Consider the following 15,256-nt stretch of genomic DNA (forward strand, 5'->3'; position numbering starts at 1 on the left):
CACCCATTGGGTTGGCGCGGTTTGAGGTGATGAAGCCTCGCCACTGTACATGCAGCGGCGAGGTTATTGGTTTTTCAGAGGGAGGTGGGACTAGTGGACGCTGGCGGTAGTAACGGCAGAGGGATGCATGACTGCGGTCTATGCGGCGTACGCGTCCGGCAGCGGGATTCTATGTCCCGTCGTCCGCGCGAGCTTGTCCATTAGCCCATCCGGTCATGCGCCTGTGCCTCTACCTATTTAGGAGGATAGGATAAGAGAGGGGGCGGTTAATATGACCATGATTCGCAAGAAGAAAATCGATCAGAGCATCGCACAGCGCGCGGTTCGCGTAAAGAGGCGGCTATTGGGCGCTGCCGTCAAGCAGCCGGATACGCTGCTGATCCAATATGATACCAGTTACGACGGTTTCGATGAGGAAAAGGTCGAGGATATGCGCGACGAGCATGGCCGCAACGTAATCACGCACCAGAAGCGCGATTCGATCTGGAAGCGGCTGCTCGAGGCGTTTGTGAACCCGTTTACAGTGGTGCTGTTCATCCTGGCCGTCATCTCAGCGCTGACGGGCGACGTGCCCGCCGTGGTCATTGTGACCACGATGGTGACGATCAGCGGGCTCTTGCGCTTTGTGCAGGAACTCCGGAGTGGTCGGGCTGCCGAGAAGCTGAGCGAGATGGTGGAAACCACCATCACCGCGCAGCGTATCATCGAAGACGAGGGCGACAAAAACACCAGACCCGAGTCCGTGAAGCGCGATATCCCGCTGGACGAGGTCGTTGTGGGCGACATCGTACATCTGGCCGCGGGCGACATGGTACCCGCCGATGTGCGCATTTTGCAGGCGAAGGACCTGTTCATCAGCCAATCGTCGCTGACCGGCGAGAGCGAGCCGGTGGAGAAGTTCGCCGCGCCCGTTGCGGGCAAGCCTGTCAACCCGCTGGAACTGAACAATTTGGCCTTCATGGGCAGCAACGTGCTGTCCGGCTCGGCCACCGCGCTGGTGCTGGCCGTGGGCGACGACACCAGTCTGGGCGCGATCGCGCACCAATTGCAGGAGAAGAAGGAGCCTACCAGTTTCGAGAAGGGCGTCAACTCGGTCAGTTGGGTGCTGATTCGGTTCATGATGGTCATGGTGCCCATCGTGCTGCTGGTGAATGGATTCACCAAGGGCAACTGACTGGAGGCGTTCCTGTTCGCGCTGTCCATCGCCGTGGGACTCACGCCCGAGATGCTGCCGATGATCGTGTCGGCCAACTTGGCCAAGGGCGCGGCGTCGATGGCGAAGAAGCGGGTCGTGGTCAAGGACCTGAACTCCATCCAGAACTTCGGCGCGATGGATGTGCTGTGCACCGACAAGACCGGCACCATCACCCAGGACAAGGTCATTTTGGAGTACCACCTGGACGTGCACGGCGAAAGCGACGAGCGCGTGCTGCGCCACGCGTTTCTGAACAGCCACTACCAGACCGGGCTCAAAAATCTGATGGACATCTCGATCATCGAGCGCGCCAGGGAGGAACTTTCACCCGATCAGCTGGCGGGGTTCACCAAGGTGGACGAAATCCCGTTCGACTTCAACCGCCGCCGGATGAGCGTGGTGGTGGCGGACGATGCGGGCAAGACGCAGATGATCACCAAGGGCGCCATCGAGGAGATGCTTCAAATCTCGGCTTACGTCGAGTACCGGGGCGAGGTGACGTCCATGACGGACGAACTGCGTGCTGAGATACTGGAGACGTGTTACGACTACAACGCCGACGGCCTCCGGGTTCTGGGTGTGGCGCAGAAGACCAACCCGTCCCCGGCCGGGGCGTTTTCGGCGGAAGACGAGCGAGACATGGTGCTGATCGGCTACCTGGCGTTCCTGGACCCGCCCAAGGACAGCGCCGAGGACGCTATCGCCACGCTGGGCGAGCACGGCGTCACCGTCAAGGTGCTGACCGGCGACAACGACGCGGTGACCAAGAGCGTGTGCAAGCAGGTGGGCATCGCAGTGAATCAGATCCTGCTGGGCGCGGACGTGGAGGGCATGGACGACGAACAGCTCAAGGCGGCGGCGGAGCGGGTGAACGTGTTCGCAAAGCTGTCGCCCCAGCAGAAGGCGCGCATTGTAACCCTGCTGCGCGAGAGCGGACACACCGTGGGCTACATGGGCGATGGTATCAACGACGCGGCGGCCATGAAGGCGTCGGACGTGGGCATCTCGGTGGACACGGCGGTGGACATCGCCAAGGAATCGGCGAACATCATCCTGATGGAGAAGGACCTGATGGTGTTGGAGGAGGGCGTGGTCGAGGGCCGCAAGATCTACGCCAATATCATCAAGTACGTCAAGATGACCGCCAGCAGCAATTTCGGCAATATGTTTTCGCTGCTGGCCGCGTCGGCGTTCCTGCCGTTCTTGCCGATGCTGCCGATCCAGATCCTGGTTCTGAATTTGATCTACGACCTCTCCTGCATCACGATCCCTTGGGACAATGTGGATCAGGACTACCTCAAAAGACCGCGCCGCTGGGATGCGACGTCGATCACCAAATTCATGCTCTGGATCGGCCCGACCAGCTCGGTGTTTGACATTACGACTTACCTCTTGATGTACTTCTTTATCTGCCCGATGGTATTCGGCGGCGCGTACCACACGCTGGGCCTGGCTGCACAGGTTAAGTTCGCTATGCTGTTTAACGCAGGCTGGTTCGTGGAATCGCTGTGGTCGCAGACCCTGGTGATCCACATGATCAGAACGCCTAAGATTCCGTTTATCCAGAGCCGCGCCTCCTGGCAGGTCGCGCTGATGACCACGCTTGGAATGGCGGTGGGTACGATCATCCCGTACACGCCGCTGAGCGAAGCGATTAGCATGCTGCCCATGCCTGCGGCCTACTTCCCGGCACTGATCGCCACGATCCTGTGCTATATGCTGCTGGCCACGCTGTTAAAGAAGCTGTTTGTTAGAAGGTACGGGGAATTGCTTTGAAGCGCCGATCCAGTAGGTCTGCCGCGCCGGGGTTACGTCAGTGCGGCAGACCTCGGATCATCGGATGAAATAACGAAAACCGCGCGTTTTTTCGGATTCCTTCTTTTTCATCTCCCCTCAATTGCGCGGTGAGCCGGACGATTGAATGCCGGGAGATCGGCCGGAATGCACTTGAAATTGACAACGCCCGGTGCGTCATGCAGCGCTTCGCGCAATTTTCCGGAGGTATTTGCAGCGGCGAGGTTCTTGGTTTTTCAGAGGGAGGCGGGACCGGTGGACGCTGGCGGTAGTAACCGGCCTGACCGAATTGGTGCATGCATTGGGATGGGGCCAAACTTTCAAGCAGGTGGGCATCCGGGCGGACACGGCGGTGGATATTGCCAAGGAATCGGCGAGCACCATTCTGATGAGGCTTGCCGGATCGAAACCCCTTGATCGCCCGCCGGCTGAGGTGGTATGATGCCCGGGGGGGGGCGATGCTCGTGCAAATCGGGCTGGTGGTGATGGCTTCGGGGCGGGGGGAGCGGTTTGGAGCAGACAAGCTGATGGCCGACTTTTGCGGCAAGCCGCTGGTGGCGTGCGCCATGGACGCGATCCCCGAGGGGATCGCGCGCGCCACTGTGGTCACGCGCAGCGAGCGCGTGGCGGAACTGGCGCGCGCGCGCGATCTGCCGGTGATTTTGCACGCGTTGCCCGACATCAGCGACACGGTGCGGCTGGGCATACGCGCGATGGCGGGCATGGACGGCTGCTTCTTCCTGGTGGCCGATCAGCCGGCGCTTCGGCGCGCGACGCTTGAGCGGATGATGGCGGCGTTTTGCGAGGATCCGACGCGCATCGTGCGCGCGGCGTTCGGCGGCGCGCCGGGCAATCCGGTGCTGTTTCCGGCGGCGCTGTTTGACGAGCTTGCGCGCCTCTCCCCCGGCGAGGGCGGCGCTCAGGTGGCGCGCCGGCACGCGGCGTTGATCCGGTCGGTCGAGGCGGGCGACGCGCGGGAGCTCGCGGACGTGGACACGCCGGAGGCGCTTAAGGCGTTGGCGGCGGATGTGCATGGACGGGGCAGCGCGTAGCGCCAAGCCTTTGCGCGCACGAGGAACGGATACGGCGGCGCGGGTCACGGGGACGGGGTACGCTGGGGTTCCGCTCCAAACCCCGCCAAAGGGCTTTGCCCTCTGGACTCCCTTCACGCTCACGCGGATATACGGGGTCTCGGCGCGAGGGCTTCCGTGGGCCGATGCCCAAAATCTCAATGAAAATGAGGCAAAGGTGTGGCCGCGTTTTATGAAATGTGACGGATTTTTCGCACGATTTCATAACCCCCTTGCACGGCCGATCGATTTGTAGTAAAATCGTGCACGATGAATGCTGAGGTGGGCTCGCCTGAGCTTCGTTGAAGCGACAATCGGCCGCCAAATGACAGTAGCTGCAAGGAAGTGCTTTGCGCACGGGCTATTCCGCGTGATGGGATAACCTGATGCTGTTATTGTCTCATTACACGGGAATCGGCTCATTTGGACGAAGCGATAGCGTTCAGGTGGGCGTTTTTTATACCCGCCGTCCGGCGGGGCACACGCAAAGGAGGCGCAACCATGCTGCTGTTGGGAGGCGGAAGGCTGATTACCCGCGATCCCGCCATGCCGTTCATCGAGGACGGCGCGGTGCTGATCGACGGGGAGGTCATCATCAAGGTCGCAGAGACGACAAAGCTGCGCGCGGAGCACCCGAACGCCGAGTTCATCGACGCCAGAGGCGGGGTCATCATGCCCGGCCTGATCAACGCGCACAACCACATCTACTCGGCGTTCGCGCGGGGGCTTATGATCAAGGACAACACGACCCGCAACTTCCTCGAGATCCTCGACCATCTGTGGTGGACGATCGACCGGCACCTGCTGCTTGACGACACCGCGGCCAGCGCCGACGCCACCTTCATCGACTGCATCGAGAACGGCGTCACCTCGATCGTCGACCATCACGCCAGCTACGGCGAGATACCGGGGAGCCTGTTTGCAATCGCGGACAGCGCCCGGCGCTACGGCGTGCGCGCCTGCCTGTGCTACGAGATCAGCGACCGCGAAGGCGAGGACAAGTTCAAGCAGGCCGTCAAGGAGAACGTCGATTTCACGCTGCACGCCCGCAAGGACAACGGCGGCATGATCGCCGGCATGATGGGCATGCACGCGCCGTTCACGCTTTCCGATAAGTCGCTCGAATACGCCGCCGCGCGCAACCCCGAAGACGCCGGCTACCACATCCACGCCGCCGAGGGCATCGACGACGTGCGCCTGACCCTCAAGGAGCACGGCAAGCGCCCGGTGTTCCGGCTGCATGACTTCGGCATCCTGGGCGAGCACACGATCCTCGGGCATTGCACCCACGTAAACGCCGCCGAGATCGACTTGATCGCCGCGACGGACACGATGGTGGCCCACAACCCCGAGAGCAACATGGGCAACGCGATCGGCTGCCCGCCGGTGCTCGAGATGTTCCATAAGGGCATTCGGGTCGGCCTGGGCACCGACGGCTACACCAACGACATGATCGAGAGCTACAAGGTGGCCAACATCCTGCACAAGCACAACAAGTGCGATCCGACCGTGGCCTGGGGTGAAATCCCCGAGATGCTGTTCGTGGGCAACGCCAAGATGGCCTCGCAGTTCTTCGGGCGCGAGACGGGCATCCTAAAGCCCGGCGCGGCGGCCGACGTAATTGCGACCGACTACATTCCGCCCACGCCGATGCACGCGGGCAATGTCAACGCGCACGTGATGTTCGGCATGAACGGGCGCTCGGTCACGACCACGATCATCGCGGGCGAGGTCAGGATGAGGGAGCGCCAATTGGCCGGCGTGGACAAACAGCGGGTGATGGCCCACTGCCGCGAGCGCGCGCGTGACCTTGCGACGCGGATTAACGCGGGACGATAGGAGGAGAAACCGATGAGCGACATCATGCGGCCGATTCCCTTTCCCGAACTGATGAACTGGGTACTCGAGGAATACCGCACCGCCGGGTCCATCTTCTGGGTCAGCGACATCTACAAGCATGTTTCCGGCAAGGAACTGGACATCTTCGGCGAGCGCGTCGAGGTGCCGTTCGGCCCGGCGGCCGGCCCGCACACCCAGCTGGCGCAGAACCTGATCGCGGCCTATGCGGGCGGCGCGCGCTTTTTTGAGCTGAAGACCGTGCAGACACTCGACGGCGAGGACCTGCCGGTTTCGAAGCCCTGCATCCTCGCCGAGGATGAGTGCTACAACGTGGAGTGGAGCACCGAGCTGTACGTGCCCCAGGCGTTCGACGAGTACGTCAAGGGCTGGTTCGCGCTGAAGCTCTTAAGCCGTGAGCTGGAACTCGGCGACAGCGAGGGCTTCGTGTTCAACATGAGCGTGGGCTACGACCTCGCGGGCATACAGACCTCCAAGATCGACCGCTACATCGAGGGCATGAAGGACGCCCGCGAGACCGCGATCTTTAAGGAGTGCGCGGCCTGGGCCAAGGCCAACCTGCACCTGTTTGAGAAGGTGGACGCGGCCTTCGTCGACGCGATCGAGCCGCGCGTGTGCCGCTCGATCACGTTGTCCACGCTGCACGGCTGCCCGCCCGACGAGATCGAGCGCATCGCCACCTACCTGATTCGGGAAAAGGGCCTCAACACCTACATCAAGTGCAACCCGACGCTGCTCGGCTACGAATTCGCGCGGCAGACCCTCGACGAGATGGGCTACGACTACCTCGCGTTCGACGACCACCACTTCAAGAACGATTTGCAGTTCAAAGACGCCGTGCCCATGTTTGGCCGCCTGCTGAAGCTGGCGGGCGACAGGGGCCTCGAGTTCGGCCTCAAGCTGACCAACACCTTCCCGGTCAAGATCGCGCAGGGCGAGCTGCCGGGCGAGGAGATGTACATGAGCGGCAGGAGCCTGTTCCCGCTGTCCATCGCGCTGGCGCGCCAGGTCGAGGAGGCTTTTGACGGCAAGCTGCGCGTGTCGTTCTCGGGCGGCGCGGATCTGTTCAACATCGGGCGCATCCTCGAGGCCGGCATCTGGCCGATCACGCTGGCCACCACGCTGCTCAAGCCGGGCGGCTACGGCCGTCTGAGCCCGATGGCTAAGAAGCTCGGCGCGATGGAGTACAGGCCGTTCACCGGCGTCGATATGGCGAAGCTTTCGAAATTGACCGAGGACGCGCGCGGGGACGCGCACCACGTGAAGCCGATCAAGATCGCGCCTTCGCGCAAGCTCAAGGAGGCCGTGCCGCTGGTCGACTGCTTCCTCGCACCCTGCGCCGAGGGCTGCCCGATCCATCAGGACATCCCGGAATACGTGGAGCTGGTGGGCCGGGGCAAGTACCTCGAGGCGCTGCGCCTGATCACCGAGAAGAATCCGCTGCCGTTCATCACCGGCACGATTTGCAGCCATCCCTGCCAGACCAAGTGCACGCGCAACTTCTACGAGGAGAGCGTGCAAATCCGCTCCGCGAAGCTGCTCGCGGCGCGGCGGGCGTTCGACCGGCTGCTGCCCGAGATCAAGCCGCGCGGCGCGCGCAGCGAGAAGGTCGCCATTGTGGGCGGCGGCCCCGCCGGCATGGCGGCGGCGTTCCTGCTGGCCCGCGCGGGCGCGAAGTGCACGATCTTTGAAAAGCGCGACAGCCTGGGCGGCATCGTCAAGCACGTGGTCCCGGCGTTTCGGGTGCCGGACGAGGTCGTCGACAATGACGCCAGGCTGCTCGAGGCGCTGGGCGTGGAGGTCCGGCTGAACGCCGAAATTGCGGACGCGTCGCAGCTGAAGGCCGAGGGCTTCACCCACGTCATCGCGGCCGTCGGCGCGTGGAAGCCGGGCGTGCTGAAACTCGAGGCGGGCGAGGCGATGAACGTGCTCGCGTTCCTGGAGGCGCAGCGCAAGCATCCGGAATCGCTGAACCTCGGCAGGCACGTCGTCGTCATCGGCGGCGGCAACACCGCGATGGACGCCGCGCGCGCGGCCAAGCGCGCCGAGGGCGTCGAGGACGTCAGCCTGGTCTACCGCCGCACGATGCGCCAGATGCCCGCCGACGCCGAAGAGCTGGAGCTGGCAACCCGCGACGGCGTCGCGTTCCGGCCGCTGCTTAAGCCCATCGCCCACGAAGGCGGCCTGCTGAAGTGCGAGGTCATGAAGCTGGGCGCGCCGGACGCGTCGGGCCGCGCAAGCCCGGCGGGCACCGGCGAGTATGTGAGCATTCCCTGCGACACCGTGATCGCCGCGGTGGGCGAAAAGATCGACGGGGCGGCAATCGCGGCGCTCGGAGATGCGATCGTCATCGGCGACGCCAGGCGCGGCCCGGCCACGGCCGTCGAAGCCATTGCGGACGCGACCGAGGCGACCGAAGTGATTCTGGGCGTGAAGCCCGTAAACGGCGAGTACCGGATGGATCGGACGACGCTTCGGGCGCGGCGCTCGGCGCTTCATCACGCGGCGGGCGCGGAATATGAGCGGGAGCGGTGCCTGGGCTGTTCGCAGGTGTGCGAAAACTGCGTGGACGTGTGCCCCAACCGCGCCAACATGACGATCCACGTGCCCGGAATGAAGATCCGCCAGATCATCCACATCGACAAAATGTGCAACGAGTGCGGCAACTGCACGGTGTTCTGCCCCTACGAGAGCAGCCCCTACAGGCACAAGTTCACCGTGTACGGGAGCCTTACGGACTTTGAGGACAGCGAGAACCAGGGCTTCTTCGTGACCGACCGGCGCTCGGGCGCGGTGCGCGTGCGCCGCGACGGCCGGGTGTACGACAGCGTGCTCGCCGAGGACGCGGTCACGCCGAAGGCGCTGGTCGATATGATGAAGACCGTAATCCGCGACTACGCCTACTGCCTGTAAGCGGCCGGGAGGGAGACGCCCATGACGATCATTCAAGGGGGCCGATTGGTCAGCCCCAAAGGCATCGAAGCGCTCGACATCGCGATCGAGCATGGTGTAATCGCACGCGTTGCGGCGGGCATTGCGCCCGCCCCCGGCGACGCGGTGATCGACGCGCGCGGCTGCCTGGTCTTCCCCGGCTTCATCGACGCGCATACGCATTTTGACATGGACGCGGGCGCGACCGTAACCGCCGACGACTTCGCCTCGGGCACGGCGGCGGCGATCGCCGGCGGTACCACCTGCGTGATCGACTTCGCCACGCAGGACAGGGGCATGACATTGCAAGAGGCGCTCGCCATATGGCACCGCAAGGCCGAGGGCAAGTCCAGCTGCAACTACGCGTTCCACATGGCGATCACCGATTGGAACGACGGCGCGCGCGCGGCGCTGAGCGAGATGGTCCGCGCGGGCGTGACCTCGTTCAAGCTGTACCTGGCCTACGACGCGCTGCGCGTCAATGACGCTACGCTGCTCGACATCCTGCGCGAGGCCGGGGCGAAAGGCCTCCTGGTGGGCGTGCACTGCGAGAACGGCGACCTGGTGAACGCGCTGATCGCGCGCGAGCGCGCGGCCGGCCGCTTGTCGCCCGCCGCGATCCCCGCGAGTCGTCCCGCCGAGGTGGAGGCCGAGGCCGTTGCGCGGCTGTGCTATGTGGCCGCGCTCGCCAGTTGTCCGGTCATGGTGGTGCACCTGAGCACGGAGATGGGCCTGGCCGCCGTGCGCGCGGCGCGCGCGCGCGGGCAAACGGTGCTGGCCGAGACCTGCCCGCACTACCTGACGATGACCGACGAGGTCTACCGTCTGCCCGGCTTCGAATCGGCCAAGTATGCCTGCTCCCCGCCGATGCGCGGCGAGGCCGACCGGCGCGCGCTGCTGGCCGCCGCCGCAAGCGGCGAGATCGACACGATTTCAACCGACCACTGCTCGTTCAATTTCAAGGGCCAGAAGGCGTTGGGGCGCGAAGATTTCTCCAAAATTCCCAACGGCCTGCCCGGCGTCGAACACCGGCCCGCGCTGATCTACAACCTGGTGCGCGAGGGCGCGCTGACCGAGGCGCAAATGTGCGACCTGCTCGCCGCCCGCCCGGCAAAGCTGTACGGCATGTACCCGCGCAAGGGCGCGCTGCTGCCCTTAAGCGACGCCGACATCGTGGTGTGGGAGGACGCCGAGGGCACGATCCGCGCCGCCGACCAGCATCAGCGGGTGGACTACACGCCCTACGAAGGCGTTCGCGTCCGGGGCCGCGCGCGCGCGGTGCTGCTGGGCGGCGAGGTGGTCTGCGAACACGGCCAACTGATCCGGGCCAATCTCGGGCGCTATGTGGCCCGCAACCTCGGCGAACTCACGCGAAAGGAGGACGCTCGATGACCACGCTGACGATCAACGGCAGGCAGCACACCACAGAACTGGACGGCAAGAAGCTGATCGACTACCTGCGCGACGATCTGCGGCTGACCTCGGTCAAGAACGGCTGCGGCGCGGGCGCGTGCGGCACCTGCACGATTCTGGTGGACGGCAAGAAGGTCAAGAGCTGCCTGCAGGCCGTCAACAAGATGGCCGGCAAATCCATCGTAACGGTGGAGGGCTTGAGCGAGCGCGAGCGGCGGGTGTACGCGCATTGCTTCGGCGAGGCCGGCGCGGTGCAGTGCGGCTTCTGCATCCCCGGCATGGTAATCAGCGCCAAGGCGCTGCTCGATGAGAACCCGAACCCGACCCGCGAGGATGTCAAGCTCGCAATCAAGGGCAACATCTGCCGCTGCACCGGCTACGTCAAGATCGAGGACGCGATCTTGATGGCCGCCGAGTTCTTCCGCGAAAACAGGGCGGTGCCCGACACCCATCAGTCCGGGCGCGTGGGCGAGCACCTCGCGCGCGTGGACGCCGAGGAAAAGACGCTGGGCACCGGGCTGTACGTGGACGACGTCATCCTGCCCGGCATGGTCTACGCAAAGGCCCTGCGCACCCGCTACCCGCGCGCGCGCGTTAACAGGATCGACACCTCAAAGTGCGAGGCGCACCCCGACGTGGTCCGTGTGCTGCTGGCCAAAGACGTGCCGTTCAACAAGACCGGCCACATCGTGCAGGACTGGGACGTGATGATCGCCGAGGGCGACGTCACCCGCTACGTCGGCGACGCGCTGGCGCTGGTGGCCACCACCCGCAAGGAATCGCTCGACGAGGCGCTCTCTCTGATCGAGGTCGAATACGAGGAATTGACGCCGATCACCGATCCCCGGGACGCGCTGAAAGCAGGCGCGCCGCTGCTGCACGAGAAGGGCAATGTGCTGTTCAAGCAGGAGCTCAAGCGCGGCAACGTGGACGAGGCGATCTCAAGCGCCGCGCATGTGGTCACCCGCCACTACTCGACGCCGATGACCGACCACGCCTTCATGGAGCCCGAATGCGCGATCGCGCAGCCCGACCCGGACAACCCGGGCGGCATCCTGCTGTACACCGCCTCGCAGTCGATCTACGACGAGCAGAAGGAAGTCAGCCGGATGCTGAAGCTTCCGCCCGAAAAGGTGCGCTGCCGTTCGATGCTGGTGGGCGGCGGCTTCGGCGGCAAGGAGGACATGAGCGTGCAGCACCACGCAGCGCTGATGGCCTTTCACGTCGGCCGCCCGGTCAAGGTGCTGTTTTCGCGCCAGGAGAGCCTCAACATCCACACCAAGCGCCACGCGATGGAGATGGACGTCACCACCGCCTGCGACGAAAACGGCCGCCTGGTGGCGATGCGCGCGCTGCTCGTCTCCGACTGCGGCGCATACGCCAGCCTCGGCGGGCCGGTGCTGCAGCGCGCCTGCACCCACGCCGCCGGCCCCTACAACTTTCAAAACGTGGACATCACCGGCATTTGCGTGTACACCAACAACGTGCCCGGCGGCGCTTTCCGAGGCTTCGGCGTGACGCAGAGCTGCTTCGCGGCCGAGCAGAACCTGAACCTGCTGGCGGAAATGGTGGGCATCAGCCCGTGGGAAATGCGCCATCTGAACGCCATCCGGCCTGGGGACGTGCTGCCCAACGGGCAGATCACCGATCCCGACTGCGCCTACGCCGAGTGCCTGGAAGCGGTGAAGCCGGCCTATGATTCTTCGCCCTACGCCGGCATCGCGGGCGCGATGAAGAACAGCGGACTGGGCGTGGGCCTGCCCGACATCGGGCGCTGCAAGCTGTTCGTCCAAGATGGCATCGTGCGCATCCGCACCTCGGCGGCCTGCATCGGCCAGGGCATGGCCACCGTGTGTACCCAGATGGTGTGCGAGACCACCGGGCTCGCCCCGGAGCAGGTCTACCACGAGCGGCCCGACACCGCAGTCACACCCAGCTCCGGCACCACCACCGCCAGCCGCCAGACGCTGTTCACCGGCGAGGCCACGCGCGTGGCGGCCGAGCAGTTGAGGGCGGCGCTGGCCGAGGGACAGACGCTTTATGGCCTCGAGGGCCGCGAGTTCTACGGAGAGTATTCGGGCGTGACCGACAAGATGGGCGCCGACAAAGAAAACCCGGTCAGCCACGTCGCCTACGGCTACGCGGCGCAGGTGGTCGTCATGGATGAGGCCAAGCGCGTGACGCGCGTGGTGGCGGCGCACGACGTGGGCCGCGTCGTCAACCCCAGGGCCTGCGAGGGGCAGATCGAGGGCGGCGTGCTGATGGCGCTGGGCTACGGCCTGACCGAGGACTTCGTGATGGAGGGCGGCTACGTCAAGAGCAAGTACGGGGCGCTCGGCCTGTTCCGCGCGACCGACGCCCCGCCGATCGAGGTGATCCTGGTCGAAAAAAGCAATCCGCAGGGCCTGGCCTATGGCGCGAAGGGCGTGGGCGAGATTGCCGCGATCCCGGGTGCGCCGGCGGCGGCGCACGCGGCCTACCGCGTAGACGGGGTGTTCCGGCAGCAATTGCCGATCAACCATACGGCGTACAGGAAGTAGAAGGAGGATACCCCCCATGGCGAACAACCTGAAGACGACCGACCCCGAACTGTTTAAACTGAGCGGTAAACCCCGGTTTGCGGTCGCCTTTCCGCAAGCCATGCAGCACGTACTGGCGATGCTGGTCGGCAACATCACCCCGCCCATCCTGATCGCGCAGGCGATCGGCCTGCCCGAGGGCGACAAGATCCTGCTGATGCAGGCCGCGATGATTATCGGCGGCATCACCACGCTGGTTCAGCTGTTCCCGGTGTGGCGCTTCGGCATGGGTCTGCCCAACGTCATGGGCGTGGCGTTTGCCTACATGCCGGTGCTGCTGGCCATCGGCAAGGCCTACGGCATCGCCGCCATCTTCGGCGCGCAGTTGGTCGCCGCGTTCGTCTCGATCTTCATCGGCTTTAGCATGGGCAAGATCCGCAAATTCTTCCCGCCCGTCGTCAGCGGTACGGTGGTGCTGGCCATAGGCTTGTCGCTGTACGGCACCGCGATCAACTACATGGCCGGCGGCGCGGGCGCGGGCGACAGCTTTGGCTCACCCCTCTTCTGGGTGGTCGCGCTGGCCACGCTGGCGGTCACGCTGGCCTGCAGCCTGTTCGGCAAGGGCTACATCAAGGTGTCGGGCATGCTGATCGGCATCGGCGTGGGCTATGTGATCGCGCTGTTCGTGCCCGGCATGATCCGCTTCAACAACGTGGCCGCGGCCAGCTGGCTGTCGGTGCCGCAGTTCTTCAAGTGGGGCATTGAGTTCCACCCGACCGCCATCATCTCGATGATTCTGATGTACATCGTGCAGGCGGTCCAGACGATCGGCGACGTGTCCTCCACCGCCATGGGCGGCTTCGGCCGCGAAGCGACCGACCATGAGTTGGGCGGCGCGATCGCGGGCCAGGGCATCTGCGGCATGATCGGCGCCTGCATCGGCGGCCTGCCGACCGACCCCTACAGCCAGAACGTCGGCCTGATCGTGACCTCGAAGGTGGTCGCCAAGCGCGTGTTTGCGATTGTGGGCCTGTTGATCCTGATCGCCGGCTTCTGCCCGGTGTTCGGCGCGGTCATGACCACGATCCCCTACCCGGTGCTGGGCGGCGCGACGATCACGGTGTTCGCCGCGATTACCATGTCGGGCATCGAACTGATTAAGGAGCAGCCGATGAACTACCGCAACAAGATGATCGTGGGCATTTCGCTGGCGCTGGGCGTCGGCATCAGCTCGGTCTCGAAGTCGCTGCAGTTCTTCCCGCAGGAGGTCCAGAACATCATCGGAACCTCGCCGATCGTGCTGTCGTTCATCGTGTCGTTCCTGCTCAACCTGATCGTCCCGGTGGACGACACCCCGGAAGTTTAAAAAGACGACCCGCGCGGATTTACGACAAGGGAGGCGTTTTCATGGAGAAGCAACTCATCCACACCGACCTGGCGCCCCAGGCGATCGGCCCCTACGTGCAGGCGGTCAAGCTGGGGGACATGGTCTTCACCTCGGGCCAGCTGGGCATCGACGTAGAAAAAGGCGGCCTGGCCGAGGGCATCGAGGCCCAGACCCACGCCGCAATGAAGAACCTGGGCGCAATCCTGCGCGAATCCGGATCGGATTACGCGAAGGTGCTCAAGAGCACGATCTTTGTGACCGATCTGAACGACTTCGCCGCCGTCAACCAGATCTACGCCTCCTACTTTGAAGGCGCCTACCCCGCCCGCTCCTGCGTGCAGGTAGCGAAGCTGCCGCTCGGCGGCCTGGTCGAGATCGAGTGCGTGGCGAGCATAAGCTAATTAGAATCCCATCGGCACGGGGCTGCGGCAAGACGCCACAGCCCCGCGCCCAATTCAACTGTCCCCGCAACAGGTTCACCACCCCGCCTGCGGGCACCCCTCCTGGGAGGGGAATAGGTGGCCATTCCCCTCCTCGGAGGGGTGGCGCGGAGCGACGGGGTGGTAAGCCTGATGGCAGGACTCGAGAAAGCGGGTACGGGGGCTTGGGGTTACGCCCTGCGGGGGCCACCACCCCGCCTGCGGGCACCCCTCCTGGGAGGGGAATGGGAAAGGCCGCCCGCATGACACGTTTGCCACGGCGGGCGACCGAAGATCACCCCGACGGCGGGCGCGAAGCGCCTCGCCGTTCGTTCCCTCATTCCTTCGTTCCCTTGTTTCTTCGTTGCTTCGCTCCCTTGTTTCTTCGTTGCTTCGCTCCCTCGTTTCTTCGCTCCCTTGTTCCTTCGTTCCCTTGTTTCCTCGTTCCCTCGCTTTTTCGTTCCCACGTTCCCCTCCCCGGGGGAATGGGGGGCCGAGGCCCCCGTCACCACGCGCCCACGGGCATGTACCGGGGGCGTGTATGCGATTGCGACCAAGGGAGGCCGCAGCCGACCGACTCGCAATCGCTTCCCGTCCGCCTGCCGCCCGGGAGGCCCCGCAGGGCCGAGAGGCAGGCGGCCCCGGAACCCCCGTACCTCCGCCTTCCGCCC

Annotated in this window: 7 protein-coding genes and 1 pseudogene; all 8 read left to right on the forward strand. The window is 64.7% G+C overall.

Annotation, left to right across the window (positions count from 1 at the left end):
- Positions 1–271: 271 nt before the first annotated feature.
- Positions 272–2,971 (forward strand): annotated as a pseudogene (gene mgtA / locus ACH6CV_RS15535) (magnesium-translocating P-type ATPase).
- Between the two features lie 476 nt (positions 2,972–3,447).
- Positions 3,448–4,041 (forward strand): nucleotidyltransferase family protein, encoded by a 594-nt coding sequence (locus ACH6CV_RS15540; protein WP_456359127.1) that lies wholly within the window; start codon positions 3,448–3,450, stop codon positions 4,039–4,041.
- 519 nt (positions 4,042–4,560) lie between these two features.
- The gene (ssnA, locus tag ACH6CV_RS15545) at positions 4,561–5,898 is read left to right on the forward strand and encodes a putative aminohydrolase SsnA (protein WP_456359128.1); all 1,338 of its coding nucleotides are present in this window, start codon (positions 4,561–4,563) and stop codon (positions 5,896–5,898) included.
- Positions 5,899–5,910: 12 nt separating this feature from the next.
- Entirely contained in the window at positions 5,911–8,829 is a 2,919-nt protein-coding gene (gene ygfK, locus ACH6CV_RS15550; protein ID WP_456359129.1) for a putative selenate reductase subunit YgfK, read from the forward strand.
- A 21-nt stretch (positions 8,830–8,850) separates the two neighbouring features.
- Positions 8,851–10,239 (forward strand): dihydropyrimidinase, encoded by a 1,389-nt coding sequence (gene hydA, locus ACH6CV_RS15555; protein ID WP_456359130.1) that lies wholly within the window; start codon positions 8,851–8,853, stop codon positions 10,237–10,239.
- Positions 10,236–12,800 (forward strand): selenium-dependent xanthine dehydrogenase, encoded by a 2,565-nt coding sequence (gene xdh, locus ACH6CV_RS15560; RefSeq protein WP_456359131.1) that lies wholly within the window; start codon positions 10,236–10,238, stop codon positions 12,798–12,800. The genes hydA and xdh overlap by 4 nt, the downstream gene beginning before the upstream one ends.
- Before the next feature lie 16 nt (positions 12,801–12,816).
- Positions 12,817–14,145 (forward strand): uracil-xanthine permease family protein, encoded by a 1,329-nt coding sequence (locus tag ACH6CV_RS15565; RefSeq protein ID WP_456359132.1) that lies wholly within the window; start codon positions 12,817–12,819, stop codon positions 14,143–14,145.
- Between the two features lie 41 nt (positions 14,146–14,186).
- Entirely contained in the window at positions 14,187–14,567 is a 381-nt protein-coding gene (locus ACH6CV_RS15570; RefSeq protein ID WP_456359133.1) for a RidA family protein, read from the forward strand.
- Positions 14,568–15,256: the final 689 nt, after the last annotated feature.

It is taken from the genome of Anaerozeibacter quisquiliarum (assembly GCF_051162045.1).
Taxonomy (GTDB): domain Bacteria; phylum Bacillota; class Clostridia; order Christensenellales; family Aristaeellaceae; genus Anaerozeibacter; species Anaerozeibacter quisquiliarum.

Excerpts from the sequence above, each read along its gene's own strand:
- ACH6CV_RS15540 (WP_456359127.1), top strand. The coding sequence starts at position 3,448 with ATGCTCGTGCAAATCGGGCTGGTGGTGATGGCTTCGGGGCGGGGGGAG.
- ssnA (WP_456359128.1), top strand. The coding sequence starts at position 4,561 with ATGCTGCTGTTGGGAGGCGGAAGGCTGATTACCCGCGATCCCGCCATG.
- ygfK (WP_456359129.1), top strand. The coding sequence starts at position 5,911 with ATGAGCGACATCATGCGGCCGATTCCCTTTCCCGAACTGATGAACTGG.
- hydA (WP_456359130.1), top strand. The coding sequence starts at position 8,851 with ATGACGATCATTCAAGGGGGCCGATTGGTCAGCCCCAAAGGCATCGAA.
- xdh (WP_456359131.1), top strand. The coding sequence starts at position 10,236 with ATGACCACGCTGACGATCAACGGCAGGCAGCACACCACAGAACTGGAC.
- ACH6CV_RS15565 (WP_456359132.1), top strand. The coding sequence starts at position 12,817 with ATGGCGAACAACCTGAAGACGACCGACCCCGAACTGTTTAAACTGAGC.
- ACH6CV_RS15570 (WP_456359133.1), top strand. The coding sequence starts at position 14,187 with ATGGAGAAGCAACTCATCCACACCGACCTGGCGCCCCAGGCGATCGGC.